Origin of the sequence: Proteiniborus ethanoligenes (assembly GCF_900107485.1) — a bacterium.
Taxonomy (GTDB): Bacteria; Bacillota; Clostridia; order Tissierellales; family Proteiniboraceae; genus Proteiniborus; species Proteiniborus ethanoligenes.
Window position 1 is genome coordinate 128,676 of the sequence record NZ_FNQE01000002.1, and the last position, 19,041, is coordinate 147,716.

Below are 19,041 nucleotides of genomic sequence, written 5' to 3' on the forward strand. Positions count from 1 at the left end.
AGTTCAGTGGCCGTCCTAATTATTTATGAGGACTAGGAAAGTTCTAATTTTATATAAGAATTATTGCACTCATTATATTTTCTAAAACTTTTTCATAGGTTACAATAAATATGATAGTATCATAATGAGGTGGTTTTATTGGAGATTTCTAATATTAGATATGCATTTTCAAAAAGACGGAAAAAGCCTATGGAAATAAAGGATAATTATGCTGTATTGATGCCTCTTATAATGGTAGATGGTCAGTGGCATGTATTATTTGAGGTACGCTCTGAAAAGCTAGAAACTCAGCCTAATGAAATATCTTTCCCAGGTGGAAAGGTTGAAAAAGGAGAGAAGTTTTCAGAAGCAGCTATTAGAGAAACCAGCGAAGAGCTAAATATTTATCCTAGAAACATAACTCTCTTGGGAGAACTAGATTTTATAGCATCCGGGAATAGAGCTATATATGGTTTTCTTGGGATACTTGAAGAATTAGACATAGACCATATTAAGTACAATGAAGATGAGGTAGACCACATATTCACAGTACCTTTAGACTTTTTTATAAACAATGAACCTGAAACACATTATACTAAACTAGAAGTAACCACAGATTCAGATTTTCCATATCATATGATACAAAACGGTAAGGAGTATAATTGGTATAAAGGAAAGCAAGCTGTATATTTTTATGTGTATGGCGATTATGTAATATGGGGTATGACTGCTAGATTTATAAAAAATTTTGTCAGTATAATAAAAGAAGATAACTTATAAAAAGCAAATGAAAATTCATTTGCTTTTTATAAGTTTGGAGATTTTACGAACAAGAGCTTATGCATCTAATATGGTTAGAGAAATAGTTATTGCTTAAGCTTTTCGAGAATATTTTCAAGCCAAGCTATTATGTAATTTTTATTTTTATTAATATCAGGAATTGATTTCCAAGCATCTAAAAAATGTTCGTTTATAGCTTTAACAAGTATATGCTCATTAAATAAAAAACTAAAGGCTGACCTTTGGTTTTCAGGAATATTTGATACTTTTTCTAAGGGATTGCAAGCATTAATAAATAAAGAACTCACACCATTAATCTCAAAAAAAAAGCATGGAAGCAGATTTTTATTTTTTTTGCTTATCAAAGCAATTTCATAGTTATTATATTTTTTTAATAAATATATAAGATGATGGACATACCTGATAATATCATTTTTATCTATACTGTGTTCTAGTGAAGTCTTGTATCCATCAATTGTTAAAGGTTTTTTACCATCAATCATATTCTCAAATTCTTCTCTTATGTAAATATCTCTATAAATATACGTTTTAACTCTATTGGAAAAGGCGTTTAGTTTTGTTTCGTGCCATTTGTTTTTTTCTTCAATCTCTAATTTAGCTGTATTAAATATTTTTAGATATTTGTTATAAAGGCCTAAGGGTATAGTTAACGAATTTATTCCATCACTATAGAAATAACTATTTCCTAATCTATCTATATTTTCGGTTTTGCTTTTGCAAAAGAAAATATCCCTATAATAAAATCGACTCACTATTAATGGGGAAGAATGAGAAATTGATCTATAGTGATGGTACAAAAGTGTATTAATAATTTCTTGATTTTTAAAATAAAATGCATTATTCAAATTGTAATGCGAAAAATCCGTTAGACATACCATTGCTCCAATTGTAGGAACTATTATTATGTCTGTTCCTCTAGCTTGTGGGCTGTTTTCTTTGAAATAAAAGACCTTAAAACTTTCATACCTAATGAATTTTTGAATAAATCCTAATGTCTTTAGAGTATTTCCTTTATTGTCATGTAGTAGCAAATTGATGACTATTTGCCAATCGTTTTCAAGAATTTTAATAAAAAGTTTTTCAACAAGTCTGTAAAAATCCTGCTTAAATGGAATTAACTCTACACCACTATTTAAGATGATAAGAATAGGCTCCTGATGTTTTCCATTTATTGTAGATGCCTCATCAAGTATCCTTAAGATATTTGATAAAATGTACTCTTCTCCTGTTATCATACACTCACTGCACATGGTATGACTTGTCGAGATATGATCATTATTATGGGGAAATATATTGTTGCTACCATTAATTAAAATAGGCTTTGCTTTTGAAGTTTTTACACTCATGTAATTGGAATTAAACCTAACAGCTATTTTATTTTTTTGTTCTATGGAATATTCTTGTCCATTTAACAAAATATCCTCTATTTTGTCTTCTACTTTTCTAAAAGTAATACTTTTTTCATTACTAATCATCTTCATTACTTCGTTAATATTTCTTTCCTGCTGGCTACTTGATACTGTGCTTGAAATAAATTTTGCTATATTTTGAATATGATTAGAGTTATATGGAGGCACTCTTTTATTATTAATCCACTTACTTACTAAAGAAGGATCTACATTTATGCCTCTAGCCAATTGATTATAAGTTATGTTTAGAGATGATACTATAAGCTTTAAACATTCCCCAAATTCTAAACAACTTTTCATAATGCTACCCCCAATACTATCTTTATGTGCTAGTAATTAGCTTAATATTGACCATATATATTTGATTTTCAGAGAAAATGCAACATTGTCAATGACAAAAACATGACACGCAGAAAGAAGTTATATTTCCCTGTGATAATATAGATAATATAACTAAAAATTCTAGCTTATTCTCCAAAACTTGCATAATCATTAAATTATAAAACAAATGTAACATAAATGTAATATTTAAATACAATTATATACATGGTTCAGTTGTTATATATTTTACACAAAAATCCACGTAAGTACATAGTGACAAATATTATACTGCTAGGGGGGCATATAGAATGAAAAAAGAAAGAAGATTATTTGGTTCAAAAAGTTTAAAGGCTAAAATTTCTTTATCATTAACACTATTAATACTTGTTATGTGTGCAGGCTTAGGAATAATATCATATATCAATGCAAAGGAAGCATTAATATATAATGTAAAAGATAATTTACCACAGTTAGCAGAAAGTGCTGCAAGTTTTGTACAATCAGAGCTAACAACATATACTTCATCATTAGAAGTACTAGGAACAATACAAAGACTAAAAAGCAAAGAAGTTTCATGGGAGGAGAAAAAGTCAATTTTAAAAGACGAGACTGAACGCTCTGGATATTTGAATTTAGGTATATCTGATTTGAATGGAAATATAAATAAAGTATATGGAAAATCAGAAAACATTTCAAATAAAGATTACTTCGCGAAAGCTAAAAGTGGAGAAAGCTTTGTATCAGATCCATTTATAGACGATGACAATAGAATTAAAATTGCAATATCAGTACCCTTTAAAGACAATGGAAGAATCATAGGGACAATTGTTGCATATATAGATGCAAGTGTTTTAAATAATATGGTTAAAGATATAAGGTACGAAGAAACAGGATATGGTTTTATTATAAGCAAAGATGGTATTATTATTGGACATCCAGACCATAGCTTAGCTATGTCAGAAGAATTTAAATATGAAAATATGAAGAAGAATGATGAATATAAAACTTTAGCAATTCTTTTTGAGAAAATGATGAATGGAGAAGTAGGAGAATATTCATATACTTTTGCAGGTGAAAACAAACTAAACGGATATGCTCCTATAGGAGATACAGGCTGGTCTATTGCTGTAACTGCACCTGAAGAAGAAGTGCTAGTAAGATTAAATACCTTAAGAAACTCAAGTATGATTACATCTATAATAGCTATAGCTTTAGGTATTGTAGTTTCATTGTTTATTAGCTTGTCTATAACAAAGCCTATTATAGCTGTAACAAAACGAGCCGAAAGAATTGCTGATTTAGATATTAGCGAAGATATAGATAAAAGTTTCTTAGAGAGGGAAGATGAAATAGGAAGAATAGCAACAGCCTTCCAAACCATATTATATAATTTAAGAGAATTTATATCAAATGTTATGAATTCAGCAGAGCTAGTTGCTGCATCTTCTGAAGAATTAACAGCAATTTCTGAGCAGTCGGCGATGGCCTCCCAAAGTGTAGCTACTTCTTCTACAGAGGTAGCACAAAATTCAGAAAAACAGCTAAGAGAAATACTAGATGTAACATCATCTATGGAGCAAATATCTGCAAGTGTCCAAGAAATATATAGTAATGCAGAGGAAATAAATAATTTAAGTAAAGAGACTTTTGAACAATCAAATACAGGAAGAGATGATATCAAAGAGGTAATTTCTCAAATGCATAGTATAGCAAAAAGTACAGAGCATGTTAAAGAATCATTGGAGGAAGTTACTAACAGTTCTAAAAAGATGAATGACATGACAAACTTGATTCAGAACATAGCAGAGCAGACAAATTTACTCGCCTTAAATGCCGCAATAGAAGCAGCAAGGGCTGGAGAGCAGGGAAGAGGTTTTGCTGTAGTTGCAGAAGAAGTTAGAAAACTAGCTGAGGAATCTCAACAGGCAACAGAAGATATATATGAACTTATTAAAAATAATGATGAAATTATCAAGAAAGCTAACATAGCTATGGAAGAAGGCATGAATAATGTCAATAAGGGTATGGACACTGTTAATCATACAGAAAAAACCTTTGAGAATATTGCCAATTTAGTAAGAGATGTTAGTGAGCAAATAGTATTTATATCAGAATCTATAAATCAAGTGGCTAAAGGAAGCGAGAGTGTAGTTTCATCTTCTGTTCAACTAGAAAGTATGAGCAAAGAAGTTTCAGGACAAATACAAAATGTATCAGCTGCTACAGAGGAGCAAACAGCATCTATGGAGGAAATTGCGTCAGCAAGTCAAAGCTTAGCTAAGCTAGCAGAAGAGCTTCAACAAAGCATTGGTCGAGTTAAGCTGTGATTAAGTGTATTTTAAAAAGTTATAAATATTGAATTATATATTTTTTAGATAAAAAAACACCTACTATATGTTATTTAGTACTTAACATAGTAGGTGTTTTTTGTTTAGACTATAAATTTTGAATTTACTATTGATTCTCTAAATGTAACTTCTGCAACTTTTTCAATTCAATTAATATAAAAGTTCCCGTCAATAGAGAAGAGAAAAAGTCAGCAGTTGGGCCAGCCATCCATACTCCATTTAAATCAAAAAAACGTGGAAGTATAAGTATAGCAGGTATAAGCATGAGAACTTGTCTTGACAAACTAAGCAGCATTGCTTGCTTTGGTTTTCCAGTAGCTTGAAAATAGTTAGAGCTTACGATTTGGAAGCCTATAAGTGGAAGCATTGTGAAGAATATTTTCATTCCATTGGCTCCAATATTGACAAGCTCTTTGTCCTTACTATTAAATAAAGCTACTAACTGAGAAGGAAACATTCGGGTTACGACAAATCCAATTATTGTAATAGTTGTGGCTGCTGTTATTGCAAGTAAAAAAGCTTTCTTCACTCTATCATAATTTTTAGCTCCATAATTATAACCAATAATAGGTTGAGAACCTTGATTTATACCGAAAATAGGCATTAGTAATATAGTTGAAAAGCTATTTATAGCTCCATAAGCCGAAACAGCTAAATCTCCACCATAAGTAATCAGACTACGATTCAATAATGTTGTAATGCCACTAGCTGCAACCTGCATTGCAAAGGGTGCGGAACCAATAGCAAGTATATTTTTAACAATATGGGGCTTTAGTTTCCAATTTTCCTTTTTTACTACAAGAGAGCTTTTACCACTAAAGAAATAATTAAGTACCCATGCTGCAGAGACAGCTTGGGATATTATTGTTGCGAGAGCAGCACCCTTAATTCCCATGTTAAATACTATAATAAAAATGGGATCAAGTATAGTATTAAGTATGGCACCTATTAACATAGTTGCCATAGCCATCTTAGGGCTACCATCTGCACGAATAAAGTTGTTCATACCAAAACCTATTGACTGAAATACTGCACCTAATAGAATAATACTTAAATATTCTTTAGCATAAGGTAATATTTGTGGACTTGCTCCAAACAGCTTAAGAATAGGGTCTAAGAATATTAAGCCAAATATAGAAAGAGTTAATGAAATAATTATTAATAAAACCATGGCATTTCCTAATATTAATTCAGCTTCTTCTCTTTTTCCTTCTCCTAGCCTTATAGATATTAAAGAAGTTGCTCCTATACCTATAAGCATACCAAAAGCCATTATAATAATCATTATTGGGAAAGCTATGGTAATGCCTCCTAAGCCTAAGGAATCAACAAAGTTGCCTATAAAAATCCTATCCACTATATTATAAATTGCGTTTACTACCATACCTACAATTGCTGGTATAGAAAACTTAAGCAACAATTTCCCAATTTTTTCTTCACCTAATAATTTTGCTCTGTCCATAAATACCTCCTAAACCGATTTTAATGTTTTGACTATGTTGTTGAAGCTATCAATAAACTTGTTTAATTCTTCTTCCTCTAACACGCTAAATATGGATTTTAACTGATTTTCAAGCTCTTTGTTTTTTGAATGGAAATAGTCTTTACCTTCCTCTGTTAATTTTAGAATAGTTTTTCTTCTATCATGAAGATCCATATTTCTATAAAGAAGATTTGATTTTTCTAATGAATCTATTAAAGTAGTTAAGCTACCCTTTTTCAAATTTAGATATTTTCCTAGCATGGTAGGAGTTACTTTATCCATATTTCCAATAACCATTATTGCCTTATGTTGGTTCTTATTACATCTATATTTATTGTCATCATTATTACTAAAAAAAGAACTTATCTTTTGATGAAATAAAGGAACGAATTCGAGAAAAATAGGATATAACTCTTTTAATTTTTCGTCTTTCAATATTATCACCTACCTTACAAAAAAGAATAGTTAGAAATCTAATAATTAGAATTCTAACTATTCTTTAATAAAAAGTCAACCATTGTTTGTTTTTTATCAGCCTTACACTAATTTTATTAAATGATAAACCTTTTTACCTTTTCTAATAATTATTTTATTATCTCTAAAACTGTCTAAAGTAATTAATATCCCTGGATCCTTTACCTGCTCATCATCAACATGTATACCACCTTGAGTGATAAGTCTTCTAGCTTCACCATTTGATTTAGTAAGTCCTACCTGTGTCAGCAAGCTTAAGATACCTATGCCTTCTTCAAATATGGAGCTTGAAAGCTCTGTAGTAGGCATGGATTCTAGATCTCCACCGCTGCCAAATAGGGCTTCTGCAGTTTCTGCAGCTTTTCTAGCTTCATCTTCACCGTGGATAAGCTTAGTAACTTCAAAAGCTAATATTTTTTTAGCTTCATTAATTTCGGCACCTTCTAGTTGAGAAAGTCTCCTAACTTCATCCATAGGTACGAAGGTTAGCATTCTTAAACATTTATCAACATCTTCATCATCAACATTTCTCCAGTATTGGTAGAACTCATAAGGTGTAGTTTTTTCTGGGTCTAACCATACAGCGCCTTTTGCTGTTTTACCCATTTTATCACCTTCGCTATTTGTAAGAAGAGTACAGGTCATAGCATATACCTGTTTACCAGCCTTTCTTCTTACTAGTTCCATACCTGCAATCATATTGGACCATTGATCGTTTCCACCTAATTGCATTTTACATCCGTATTTTTCATTTAATACATAGAAGTCATATCCCTGCATTAGCATATAATTAAACTCTAAAAAGGATAAGCCTTTTTCTAATCTTTGTTTAAAGCATTCAGCAGTTAGCATTCTATTAACAGAGAAATGGGTACCTACTTCTCTTAAGAAGTCAACATAATTTAAGTCCAGTAGCCAATCTGCATTGTTTACTAATATAGCTTTGCCATCCCTAAAGTCAATGAATTTTTCCAATTGTTTTTTAATACTGTTTACATTATGCTCTATTTTCTCTTTAGTAAGCATTTGTCTTATGTCAGTTCTACCTGACGGGTCACCAACCATTGCCGTACCACCGCCAAGGAGAGCTATAGGTTTATGTCCTCCTCTTTGCATATGAGCCATAAACATCATAGCTATGAAATGTCCCACATGTAAGCTGTCAGCAGTAGGGTCAAAGCCTATATAAAATGTAACAGACTCTTTGTCTAAAAGCTCTCTGATTTCTTCTTCATGAGTAGTTTGAGCAATATATCCCCTTTCCATTAAAACATCAAATACATTCATTAAAATTCCTCCTTGTCTATGCTATTTATAAAATTATTTCTAAATACAAAAAGGGTCTTCTATCCATAATAAGGACGAGAAGACCCGTGGTACCACCTTAATTCGCATCAATAAGATGCCTCTTAGCTATTATATCGTATAGCTTACGCAATACTTTCGTATTGAAAACTCCAGAGCGTAATTCGTGACTTTATGTACTGAAGGCTTTCACCAGCCGCCTACTCTCTATAATGTTAGCATAAAGCACTACTAATTCCTTCATAGTAAAAACATATGTGATTTGTCATATATATTATGCCTTTTATATATTATTGTCAAGTGTTATTCAAAATATTTTTAAGATAGAATTTTATATTAAAATAAATGGGTCTCTTAAAATTTAAGAGACCCATTTAGAGCTTAGATTATTCAATTACTAACTCAGCAGAATTTTCCCACAAACCATGAATATTACAATAGCTTAGAGCATAAACTGTACCTGATTTATTAACCTTCATTTTTGTAACTGTTAAAGGCTCATTAAATACTTCCCCTTCACCGTGAGCAGTATAATTATAGTTACCTACTTCTATTGGAAATTTAGCTCCTTCAGGATGGAAAAATACTTTAATCCAAGAAATATGATGCTCAAGTGTATTTGGATGGCCTATCTCTTCTCCAATTAAAACTTTAATTTCAATATCTTCTCCTGCTTTTGCTTTTTGAGGAATATGTATTACTGGAACGTGCTTTTCACCTTTCCAATCTCCAGACTGTAAAAATTGACTTAAAGATTTCATATTAAACACTACCTCCTGTGTAATTTATTTATCTATATTATACATATTTAATAATATACCCATCAAAATCTAAAAAAAACAAAAAATAATATAAAAAAAACATACATGAGTTAGTAAAAAATCATTCTTTCTGGTAAAATATATATAAACATATTTTCTAGGAGAGAGAGCATGATACAATTAATAGCTACATCAACTTTTGGACTTGAAGCAGTAGTAAAACGTGAGATAATTCAATTAGGCTATAGTGACATTAAAGTAGAGAATGGAAAGATAACATTTAATTGTGATGAATCAGCAATTCCAAAAGCAAACTTATGGCTAAGAACTGCGGATAGGGTTCTATTGAAAATGGGAGAGTTTAAAGCATTATCTTTTGAAGAGCTTTTTCAAGGGACAAAGGCACTTCCTTGGGATGAGTGGATAACTGAAGATGGAGAGTTTACTGTAACTGGGAAATCTGTAGACTCAAAGCTGTTTAGTGTATCTGATTGCCAGGCAATAGTCAAGAAGGCTGTAGTAGAAAAATTAAAGGAAAAATACAAAACAGAATGGTTTAAAGAAGATGGACCTAAATTTACTATACAGGTGTCAATTCTCAAAGATATAGCAACCCTCACCATAGATACTAGTGGAGAAGGCCTACATAAAAGAGGGTATAGAGTAGAAAATGTAGAAGCGCCTATAAAGGAAACACTTGCATCTGCAATAGTAAGCCTAAGCTATTGGAATCCAAATAGGATCCTTTTAGACCCTTTCTGTGGTTCTGGAACTATACCCATAGAAGCAGCAATGATTGGGAAAAATATTGCACCAGGGCTTCAAAGAAGCTTTGCATCTGAAAAATGGCCTAGAATAAGAGATGGTTTATGGAAGGAAGCAAGAAAAGAAGCTTTTAAGTCCATAAGACAGGATTTAAATATGCGTATATTTGCATCGGACATAAATCCAAAAGCAATAGAAGCAGCTAAGGAAAATGCATATGAAGCTGGGGTAGACGATTGTATAGCCTTTGATGTAAAGCATATGTCTAAAATTAATGTTAATGATGATTATGGAGTAATCATATGTAATCCTCCTTATGGAGAAAGGCTAGGAGATAAAAAAGAAGTTGAAAGATTATATATAGAAATGGGTAAGGTATTTAATAAGCTAGATACATGGTCTAAGTATATTATTACTTCAAATGAAGATTTTGAAAAGTTATATGGGGAAAAAGCAAGTAAAAAGAGAAAGCTGTTTAATGGCAGAATAAAGGTTGATTATTATCAATACTATGGACCTAGGCCTGTATGACGGTAGTTTAACGATTGTTTAACAGTAGTGTAACAGTAGTTTAACGATTGTTCAGCATAAAAAAGGAGGGTTTTATATGATAGTTTCACACAAAGGAGACATAAAAGCAGTGAAAATTGAAAACCCACAAGCAAAGGATGCCACAATGAAAGTACTAGTGTCACCTACAGAAGGATGGGAAGGATATGTAATGCGTATTTTAGAAATAGAAGTAGGAGGCTACACGCCAAAGCATAACCATCCATGGCCACATATAAACTATGTAGTAAGTGGCAAGGGCAGACTACACTTAGATGGAAAGGACATTGATGTAGAAGCCGGTTCCTTTGCATATGTTCCATCAGATACGACACATCAGTTTTCGAACATTGGAAATGAAGTCTTTGAATTTATATGCATAGTACCAGAAGAAGGACATAAATAAAGCTAGGTAAAAAATTACCTAGCTTTTCCTATACCATTATGCACCCATGAACATTTTCATATCATCTTCAACATTAGTGATTCCACCGATTCCAAAGGTATCAACTAATACTTTTGCTACATTTGCTGATAAAAATGCTGGTAGAGTTGGTCCTAAGTGGATGTTTTTAACTCCTAAATACAGTAAGGCTAATAGGACTATTACAGCTTTTTGCTCGTACCATGCAATATTATATGATATTGGAAGTTCATTTATATCATTTAATTCAAATACTTCCTTTAATTTAAGGGCAATTACTGCAAGAGAATAGGAGTCATTACACTGACCAGCATCTAATACTCTTGGAATACCACCAATATCTCCTAGCTCAAGCTTGTTATATTTGTACTTTGCACAGCCTGCTGTAAGAATTACAGTATCCTGTGGTAAAGTCTTTGCAAATTCAGTATAGTAATCTCTAGATTTCATTCTACCATCACAGCCAGCCATGACGAAAAATCTTTTAATAGCTCCAGATTTAACAGCATCTACAACTTTATCAGCAAGGCTTAGAACTGTATTGTGAGCAAATCCACCAACTATTTCACCTGTTTCTATTTCAATAGGTGAAGCACATTTTTTAGCATGCTCGATTATTTGGGAGAAGTCTTTTTCCCCATTAGCATCAGGTACTATATGAGTAAGTCCTTCAAAGCCTACTGCACCAGTAGTATAGACTCTGTCCCTATATGAATCCTTTGGAGGAACTAAACAGTTTGTAGTTAATAAAATAGGTCCATTGAAACTATCAAATTCCTTATCTTGCTTCCACCATGCATTTCCATAATTACCTACAAAATGAGAATGTTTTTTGAATGATGGATAGTAATGGGCTGGTAGCATTTCACCATGAGTATATACATCTACTCCTGTGCCTTCAGTTTGCTCTAGCAGCTGCTCGAAATCCTTTAAATCATGTCCACTGACTAATATAGCAGGATTATTTTTTACACCTATATTTACTGAAGTTATTTCTGGATGACCATAAGTGCTAGTATTTGCTTTATCTAATAAAGCCATTACGTCTACACCATACTTACCACATTCCATAACTAATGCAACTAACTCATCTGCTGATAAGGTATTGTCAGTAGTAGCTACTAATGCTTTCCCTATAAATGTGTATACTCCATCATCTTCATAACCTAAATTTAGTGCATGCTCTGCATAAGCAGCCATACCCTTAAGCCCATATATTAAAAGCTCTCTTAAGGATCTTACATCTTCATTTTCAGTAGCTAAAACACCTACATACCTTGATTTTTCTTCAAATAATTCTTCTGAATCAGAGAACCATGTTGCAGCATCATGTGTAATATCTGAAATGCTTCCTCCTACCTTTACTACCGATTCCTTAACTTCGTCTCTAAGCTTTAATGCATCCTTTATTCTAGCAACAAAACGAGCTTTATCAAAGTTAGCATTAGTTATTGTCATAAATAAGCCTTCAACTATTAATCTATCAGCTTTTTTAGTGTCTATACCTAATTCTCTTGCTCTATTGTTGTAGAAAGAAATACCTTTTAGTGAGTAAATAAGTAAATCTTGAAGGTTAGCCACATCTGCAGGCTTACCACATACACCTCTTAATGTACAGCCAGTACCCTTTGCCGCTTCTTGACATTGAAAACAAAACATACTCATTGAAAATCCTCCTTTATAAAAATAAATTATATTAAAATCATACATAAACAAGGTTATTTAAACTAGGTTCATAAACTTATAATAAATCAATAGGTTTATCTAAACAGTGATTGATATCAAATAAAATTGTGATATATGTCACAAAAAAGGATAAAGGATAATATATTGGGTATATTTTTATACAAGAACAGAAATTATTTATTAGTTGGAGGTAAGCATGGGCGTTTATACTAAAACAGGAGACAAGGGTCAAACAAGTTTGTTTGATAACAAAAGAGTAGATAAAGATGACTTTAGAGTTGAGAGCTATGGAACTATAGATGAACTAAATACCTTTTTAGGATTATCTAAAAACTATATTAATGATAAGGGGATATTTAGTCTTATTCATGGAATACAAAGAAAGCTATTTGATGTAGGTGCTGAGCTAGCTACAGAGGAATCCTCTAAAAGACCCATGGTAATAAAAGAAGAGGATGTGATTTTTTTAGAGAAAAAAATAGATGAGTATACTGAAAAAATAGAGAAGCCTAACTATTTCATAATACCTGGTGAAGGTAAGGTATCAGCCCATTTGCATGTGGCTAGGACTGTTTGTAGAAGAGCTGAGAGAAGGATAATTACTTTATCAAAAGCAACAGACATAAACCCTTATCTAATTAAATATATAAATAGGCTTTCAGACCTAATATATATATTGTCAAGATGCACAGAAAATAGATTTGAAAAAGTTGAATTTAATAAGGAATAGAGAACAATAAAGGTGTATCCTGTATTAAATTACAAAATAAAAAACCAGAAACTATAATGTTCTGGTTTTTTTATTGCATATCCTAGTAATATCCTCCAAAAGAGTTAAATAGAGCAGCTCCAACTACAATACCTATTATTATAGATAGAACAACTAGAACTAATGATATTATGATTAAAATACCTTGAAGCTTTAAATATGAACCTAAATTCTCAAAAATACCGTTGATTTCTCTTGCATCACCTGATAAGTACTTGTCTATAGATGTTTTAGCTCCTCTAAGCTTTACGCCTAGTATAATTGTAATGATTCCAGGAATTAAAGAAACTCCAAAAGTGGTTATTGCACCTAAACATATAAAAGCACCACTTATAATAGTCATAATACCTACAAATCCAGACCACTTACTTAAGGTTTCTAGTAAACTCCTATCTGGCGTAGCATATGCTGGTTGATTAAAGTTATCCAATAGATTCACCTCCTCATAGCATGTTAACTTAATTATACAATAAGAATATACTATATATCAAATGCTATTTAGAAAAATTTTGAAATATGCTTATAATTCTGAAACTTTTTCTTTTTATCGTCATAAGTCTAGTATTATCTATAGAAAAACAATGAATCTATGGTATAATACTATAAACGAGTTTTTTCATAAAAATTGTTACCATTGCCCATATTCAATGAGGAAAAGAGGGATAGGAATATGCTCCAAAGCTCTAGAGAAGTACTCGCTAGTGAAAAAATTAATAGATATGGAAGACTATCCTATGAAGTATTAGATGGGATGGTGGATTGGGTACGTGTTATAGATCGTAAAGGAACTATAATTTACGCAAATAAGTCAATGGAGAAGGCATTAGGAAAAGGTATTGTTGGTGAGAAGTGTTATTCTGTTATTGGTAAGGGATGCGCTTGTGAAAGGTGTATAGCTTATGCTACAGTAAATACTGGAGAAATTGTAGAAAAAGAAGAAATAATAGGAGACAGAATATATTCTGTTAAGAGCTCACCAGTTAAAGATTTAGAAGGAAATATTTATGCTGCTGTTGAGGTCTTTAGAGATGTAACCAGAGAAAGAAAGCTTGAACAAGAAATAATTAAAAAAAATGAAAAAATGAGTGAAGATTTAAGCTTTGCTAGAACTATTCAAAAGAAAATATTGCCTCAAAAAGGTATTCAAGGGCCATTAAAGATAGATTACCTTTACTTCCCATCGGAAATGTTAAGTGGTGACGTATTTGATATATACAAAATAGATGAGGATCACATGGGCATATATATTAGTGATGTAGTAGGTCATGGTATAACAGCATCAATAATGACAATGTTTGTTAGACAAGCTATGAAATCAATCAAATATGAATATGTGGAACCTGGTGCTGCAATTACTGAGCTGCATAAAAGATTTCTTGATTTAAATCTTGATACAGAAAAGTATTTTACTATTTTTTATGGTGTTTTAGATTTAAAAGACTACTCTTTCAAATATGTGAATGGAGGTCACAATTGTATTCCTCTACTAATTAATAATAATATAGAGCTCCTTGAAGCTAAGGGATATCCAATTACTTGTCTGTTTGAACAAATTAAGTATGAGGAAAAGCAGATAAAACTCAATAAAGGAGATAAAATATTGTTCTATACTGATGGAGTTATAGAAACAAGAAATCAAGCTGGAGAGCTATTTGGGATTGAAAGACTTATAGAGATATGTCAAAACAATAAAGATAATCTCCTAAAGCATATAGAAAAGGGTGTTAATAATTTTAAGTACAAGGACTTAGATGATGATTTTGCATTATTGTCTATTGAGTTAATATAAGCTGGGTAACCAGCTTTTTTGAATATATTTAGGAGGAGCAATATGAAAAATTTATATTTTGATTATTCAAACTCAGGAGTATCACAATCAGACATTGAAAGCATGAAGAAAAGTTTAAATACTGTACATAATATGCTGCACTATAAAACAGGATCTGGAAATGAATTTTTAGGATGGTTAGACTATCCTGTAAACTATGATGAGGAAGAATTTCAGCGATTAAAAAAGTCTGCAGAGAAGATTAGAAAGGATTCAGATGCTTTAATTGTAATAGGCATAGGGGGATCCTATCTAGGGGCAAGGGCTGTGATTGAAGCTTTAAGCCATTCATTTTACAACCAACTTCCCAAAAGCAAAAGGAACTCGCCAGAGATATATTTTGCTGGTAACAATATAAGCAGTAGATACATGAAGGATTTATTAGAAATAGTAGAAGATAAGGATATTAGCATTAATGTTATATCTAAATCAGGTACAACGACAGAACCAGCTATTGCATTTAGAATACTTAAGGAATATATGGAAAAGCGATATGGAAAAGAACAAGCAGCAAAAAGAATATATGTAACTACAGACAAGGAAAAAGGAGCACTTAAAAAATTAGCTGAAGATGAGGGCTATGAAACATTCACTATACCTGATGATATAGGAGGCAGGTTTTCTGTCCTTACTCCAGTAGGACTATTGCCTGTTGCAGTCTGCGGTATAGATGTAGATAGGCTAATGGATGGAGCAAAATCAGGAAGAGAAGAATATAGCCTTATAGATTTAGACAAGAACTACTGCTATCAATATGCGGTCATTAGAAATCTACTTTATAATAGTAGTAAAAGTATTGAAATATTGGCCAGTTATGAACCCTCAATGCGTTATACAGCAGAGTGGTGGAAACAGCTTTATGGAGAAAGCGAAGGAAAGGAAGGAAAGGGAATATTTCCTGCTTCTGTAGACTTTTCAGCAGACCTTCATTCCTTAGGACAATATATACAAGATGGCAGAAGAGATTTATTTGAAACGGTAATTAATATTGAAGGTGTAGCTGAAAGGCTAGAAATAAAAAGGCAAGAATCCGATCTTGATGGTCTAAATTACTTAGCAGGAGATACATTAGGCTATGTAAATAGAAAAGCTTTTGAGGGAACTGTTTTAGCTCATGTAGACGGAGGGGTCCCAAACTTAATTATTAGCATACCTGAAATAAACGAATTTTACTATGGAAAGCTAATATATTTTTTCCAGAAGGCATGTGGCATAAGTGGATATTTGCTAGGAGTGAATCCCTTTGACCAGCCTGGAGTTGAAGCATATAAAAATAATATGTTTGCATTATTAGGAAAGCCAGGGTATGAAGAATTAAGACGAAAACTAGAAAAAAGATTAGGATAAGAGAGGCTGGCAAAATGCCAGCCTTTATAATTGACTATTTAAGCTTTCAACAGGTCTGATATATTTTGGCTCAATTTTCTTGTGAAGGCCAGGTATTACTATATCTTCTTTTTTTACAATGTTTATTTTTAGGAATAAATTTCTTTTCACATAATCTATAATTCCGCCTCTTATAGTTAGGTTAGCTTCTAACTCTTTTGGATCTCCTATTGCCCTTATTATTACGGGAGTATTAATAACGTGGTCATCGAAAATCAAAGAGTTGTTTTCTTCCTCAATTGTTGAATAAGAAGTGTACCTTATATCGTTTATAGAAATAGCCTCTGCATTAGCAGCATTTAAACCGCTAATAATTTGTAACAAAGCATCATAATTAGCAGCTATAATATTCGTGCCGTCATCAAAGGTTACTTCAACCTCAGGCTCACCTATTTCTATTTGAAGCCCAGGTCCCTGTGTATCTTTGTATCCAACAAGGATATTATATTTTTCTAACTCAGTGTAAAGGCTCTTAAGATAATTATCTTTTTCTGCCACCTCATCTTCAAAGCCTTTAATATCACTCTCTATATCATTTAATGTTTTTAAAAGCTCTTCTTTTTGAATGCTTAATCTTTCTATTTCAACAGATAGTGCCTTTGATTTAGTAATAGGATTAGCTCCATCAGTAACATTTTGAGTAGTATTAAACTGTATAGAAAGTATAACACCAAGTATTAAGCAAACTAAAAACATAGAAAATTTACTTTTTATATCTTTCAAATTGACTCCTCCTAAAAGCCTAGTTATATATATAATAACCTTTTTGAGTAAAAAATGAAATTGTTTAATAATGTATTTTTATTATAAAAGATAATTCACCAAGAAGTGGGTATAATTCTATTATATATATTAAGAAAAATATTAAGGCAGATTAAACAATCTATGGGAGGGGAAAAAATGGATATTATCATTTCTGAAGATGTTATACAATATCTTGAAAACTTAAGACGAAGAACTCTTACAATATACACAGAAATAATAGGAAGTTGCTGAAGTCCAAGACCTGAAATTTTTGTGAGGACTAGAGAGCCGGTGGCTCTTGAGGATTTTCAAGAGTATGATGTAGATGGAATAAAGGTATATTTATTTAAGGATGCTAAAGTAGATAAAGAAATTATATTAGAAATGTCTAAGCAAGTGTCAGATCTACCTAATAAAGAAATTGCAGTAAAAGGAATAGATTTAAGCTAGATTTTAAAAATTGTGATAAACATCACAATTTTTTTTGCTTATTATCACACATTTATATGCTAATGTAATATATAATAAAAAACAGAAAACTAAAAAGGAGTGCATAAAATGGCGATTAGGAAAATAATGCATATAGATGAAGAAAAATGCATAGGATGCGGACTATGTACAAAGGGCTGTGCAGAAAGCGCTATTAAAATAATAAATGGTAAGGCAAAGCTAATATCAGAAAATCTTTGTGATGGACTAGGAAACTGTATAGGACATTGTCCAGTAGGAGCTATTCAAATAATTGAAAGAGAAGCAGATGAATTTGATGAAGAGGCAGCAGCAAAGCATTTGGAGAGCTTAGACAAAAATCAAACCTCTCAAGCCCATGGGCATGGAGGTGGCTGCCCAGGAAGCAGGGCTATGGCAATAAGTAGAAATGAAAAGCCTAAAGCATCAACAGCTGTATCTATAGGAGATATAGAGATAAAAATCAAACCTCAATTATCTCAATGGCCTGTTCAGCTAATGCTTGTTCCAGAAAGAGCTACTTATTTTGATGGCAAAGAATTGTTAGTTACAGCAGATTGTGTACCATTTGCTTATCCTAATTATCACTTAGATTTATTGAAAGATAAGTCAGTAGTCATAGGCTGTCCAAAGCTAGATGATGTTAACTATTATGTGGAAAAGCTAACTAATATAATCTTAAATAATGATATAACTGGAGTTACTGTAGCCCATATGGAGGTTCCTTGCTGTAATGGTATAGTAATGGCAGTAAACGAGGCTGTAAGAAGATCTAGAAAAAATATTGAAATCAATAGAGTAAAAATATTAATTGATGGTGAAAGAGAGAGATAAGAACTCTCTTTTTCTTTTTGAGTTAAAAATATGATATAATAGTTTCTAAATTAGCTATTATAATACTTAAATACTTGATAATAAATAAATTGGAGGTATACATGAAAAATCTTAATATTTGTATAGATATAGATGGAACCATTACAGATCCATATTATTGGTTAGATAGTGCAAATAAATATTTTAACAAGAATTTAAAGCCAGAAGATGTGATAACATATGAGATAAATGAAATAATGGGAGTAACAGTAGAGGAATACTTTGAATTTTATGAGATACATGGAGAAGAAATACATCTAAATGCTTTAGCTAGAGAAGATGCTGCTTACATAATAAGAGATTTAGCAAAAGTACATAATATATTTTATGTAACTGCAAGGGAAGAAAAAATGTCAAAAGCAACTCAGAAATGGTTTGAAGAGCATAAGCTACCTAAAGCACCTATATATTTCATAGGGGGCCATTATAAGGTGGACAAGGCTAAAGAGTTGGATTGCCATATATTCATTGAAGATAGGTACGAAAATGCTAAAGAGCTAGCATTAGCAGGTATAGATGTGCTGTTATTTGATTGTTATTATAATAGACTACCCTTATTACCTGGTATAACTAGGATTAATAACTGGCTTGATGTAAAGAAAGAAGTAAAAAATTATGAAGCTACTTTATCAGAAGAAACAGCTTAGTGTTTAGACAAGTTGTTAGCA

18 protein-coding genes and 1 other annotated feature are annotated in these 19,041 nt (G+C 31.8%); of the genes, 10 read left to right on the forward strand and 8 right to left on the reverse strand.

From position 1 onward, the window contains the following. The first annotated feature begins 138 nt into the window (after positions 1-138). Positions 139-759 carry an NUDIX hydrolase gene (locus BLV37_RS01670; RefSeq protein WP_208975173.1) on the forward strand — a complete coding sequence of 207 codons (621 nt, stop codon included), beginning with the start codon at positions 139-141 and terminating at the stop codon, positions 757-759. 86 nt (positions 760-845) lie between these two features. Here BLV37_RS01670 and BLV37_RS01675 read toward each other — a convergent pair whose 3' ends face one another. Next, positions 846-2,489, reverse strand: coding sequence for a helix-turn-helix domain-containing protein (locus BLV37_RS01675; protein ID WP_091726320.1), 1,644 nt, complete (start codon positions 2,487-2,489; stop codon positions 846-848). A gap of 329 nt (positions 2,490-2,818) precedes the next feature. Between BLV37_RS01675 and BLV37_RS01680 the strand changes: the two genes are divergently transcribed. After that, entirely contained in the window at positions 2,819-4,837 is a 2,019-nt protein-coding gene (locus BLV37_RS01680; protein ID WP_091726323.1) for a methyl-accepting chemotaxis protein, read from the forward strand. A 127-nt stretch (positions 4,838-4,964) separates the two neighbouring features. Here the strand turns inward: BLV37_RS01680 and BLV37_RS01685 are convergent, their stop codons facing one another. The 4 genes from BLV37_RS01685 to BLV37_RS01700 form a co-directional block, all read right to left on the reverse strand. Continuing rightward, positions 4,965-6,320 carry an MATE family efflux transporter gene (locus tag BLV37_RS01685; RefSeq protein WP_091726325.1) on the reverse strand — a complete coding sequence of 452 codons (1,356 nt, stop codon included), beginning with the start codon at positions 6,318-6,320 and terminating at the stop codon, positions 4,965-4,967. A gap of 9 nt (positions 6,321-6,329) precedes the next feature. Continuing rightward, positions 6,330-6,776 carry a MarR family winged helix-turn-helix transcriptional regulator gene (locus tag BLV37_RS01690; protein ID WP_091726327.1) on the reverse strand — a complete coding sequence of 149 codons (447 nt, stop codon included), beginning with the start codon at positions 6,774-6,776 and terminating at the stop codon, positions 6,330-6,332. Between the two features lie 102 nt (positions 6,777-6,878). Next, complete coding sequence (gene tyrS / locus BLV37_RS01695; protein WP_091726329.1) at positions 6,879-8,102, reverse strand: tyrosine--tRNA ligase; 1,224 nt, start codon at positions 8,100-8,102, stop codon at positions 6,879-6,881. A gap of 67 nt (positions 8,103-8,169) precedes the next feature. Then, positions 8,170-8,373 (reverse strand) — a binding site (T-box leader). A 133-nt stretch (positions 8,374-8,506) separates the two neighbouring features. Continuing rightward, positions 8,507-8,881: a class II SORL domain-containing protein gene (locus BLV37_RS01700; protein WP_091726332.1), complete on the reverse strand. Its 375-nt coding sequence runs from the start codon at positions 8,879-8,881 to the stop codon at positions 8,507-8,509. A 171-nt stretch (positions 8,882-9,052) separates the two neighbouring features. Between BLV37_RS01700 and BLV37_RS01705 the strand changes: the two genes are divergently transcribed. Both BLV37_RS01705 and BLV37_RS01710 read left to right on the forward strand, forming a co-directional pair. Further along, positions 9,053-10,177, forward strand: coding sequence for a THUMP domain-containing class I SAM-dependent RNA methyltransferase (locus tag BLV37_RS01705; RefSeq protein WP_091726335.1), 1,125 nt, complete (start codon positions 9,053-9,055; stop codon positions 10,175-10,177). Positions 10,178-10,253: 76 nt separating this feature from the next. Beyond that, positions 10,254-10,601: a cupin domain-containing protein gene (locus BLV37_RS01710; RefSeq protein WP_091726338.1), complete on the forward strand. Its 348-nt coding sequence runs from the start codon at positions 10,254-10,256 to the stop codon at positions 10,599-10,601. 36 nt (positions 10,602-10,637) lie between these two features. Here BLV37_RS01710 and hcp read toward each other — a convergent pair whose 3' ends face one another. After that, the gene (gene hcp / locus BLV37_RS01715; protein WP_091726340.1) at positions 10,638-12,284 is read right to left on the reverse strand and encodes a hydroxylamine reductase; all 1,647 of its coding nucleotides are present in this window, start codon (positions 12,282-12,284) and stop codon (positions 10,638-10,640) included. Between the two features lie 217 nt (positions 12,285-12,501). On the opposite strand from hcp, the gene BLV37_RS01720 reads away from it, so the two are divergent. After that, on the forward strand, positions 12,502-13,035 hold the full coding sequence (locus BLV37_RS01720; protein ID WP_091726342.1) for a cob(I)yrinic acid a,c-diamide adenosyltransferase: 534 nt from the start codon (positions 12,502-12,504) through the stop codon (positions 13,033-13,035). Between the two features lie 82 nt (positions 13,036-13,117). On the opposite strand, the gene BLV37_RS01725 is transcribed toward BLV37_RS01720, so the two are convergent. After that, on the reverse strand, positions 13,118-13,504 hold the full coding sequence (locus tag BLV37_RS01725; RefSeq protein ID WP_244270444.1) for a DUF5362 family protein: 387 nt from the start codon (positions 13,502-13,504) through the stop codon (positions 13,118-13,120). Positions 13,505-13,744: 240 nt separating this feature from the next. On the opposite strand from BLV37_RS01725, the gene BLV37_RS01730 reads away from it, so the two are divergent. After that, positions 13,745-14,863 carry a SpoIIE family protein phosphatase gene (locus BLV37_RS01730; RefSeq protein WP_091726345.1) on the forward strand — a complete coding sequence of 373 codons (1,119 nt, stop codon included), beginning with the start codon at positions 13,745-13,747 and terminating at the stop codon, positions 14,861-14,863. Positions 14,864-14,905: 42 nt separating this feature from the next. Continuing rightward, positions 14,906-16,249: a glucose-6-phosphate isomerase gene (locus BLV37_RS01735; protein ID WP_091726347.1), complete on the forward strand. Its 1,344-nt coding sequence runs from the start codon at positions 14,906-14,908 to the stop codon at positions 16,247-16,249. A 24-nt stretch (positions 16,250-16,273) separates the two neighbouring features. Here BLV37_RS01735 and BLV37_RS01740 read toward each other — a convergent pair whose 3' ends face one another. Continuing rightward, positions 16,274-17,011: a DUF881 domain-containing protein gene (locus tag BLV37_RS01740; protein ID WP_091726350.1), complete on the reverse strand. Its 738-nt coding sequence runs from the start codon at positions 17,009-17,011 to the stop codon at positions 16,274-16,276. Between the two features lie 294 nt (positions 17,012-17,305). Between BLV37_RS01740 and BLV37_RS14930 the strand changes: the two genes are divergently transcribed. From BLV37_RS14930 to BLV37_RS01750, 3 genes are all read left to right on the forward strand, one after another. After that, positions 17,306-17,482 (forward strand): hypothetical protein, encoded by a 177-nt coding sequence (locus BLV37_RS14930; protein WP_176967820.1) that lies wholly within the window; start codon positions 17,306-17,308, stop codon positions 17,480-17,482. Positions 17,483-17,590: 108 nt separating this feature from the next. After that, complete coding sequence (locus tag BLV37_RS01745; RefSeq protein WP_091726352.1) at positions 17,591-18,334, forward strand: ATP-binding protein; 744 nt, start codon at positions 17,591-17,593, stop codon at positions 18,332-18,334. Positions 18,335-18,435: 101 nt separating this feature from the next. Beyond that, positions 18,436-19,020: a 5' nucleotidase, NT5C type gene (locus BLV37_RS01750; protein ID WP_091726355.1), complete on the forward strand. Its 585-nt coding sequence runs from the start codon at positions 18,436-18,438 to the stop codon at positions 19,018-19,020. The last annotated feature ends 21 nt before the right edge of the window (positions 19,021-19,041 follow it).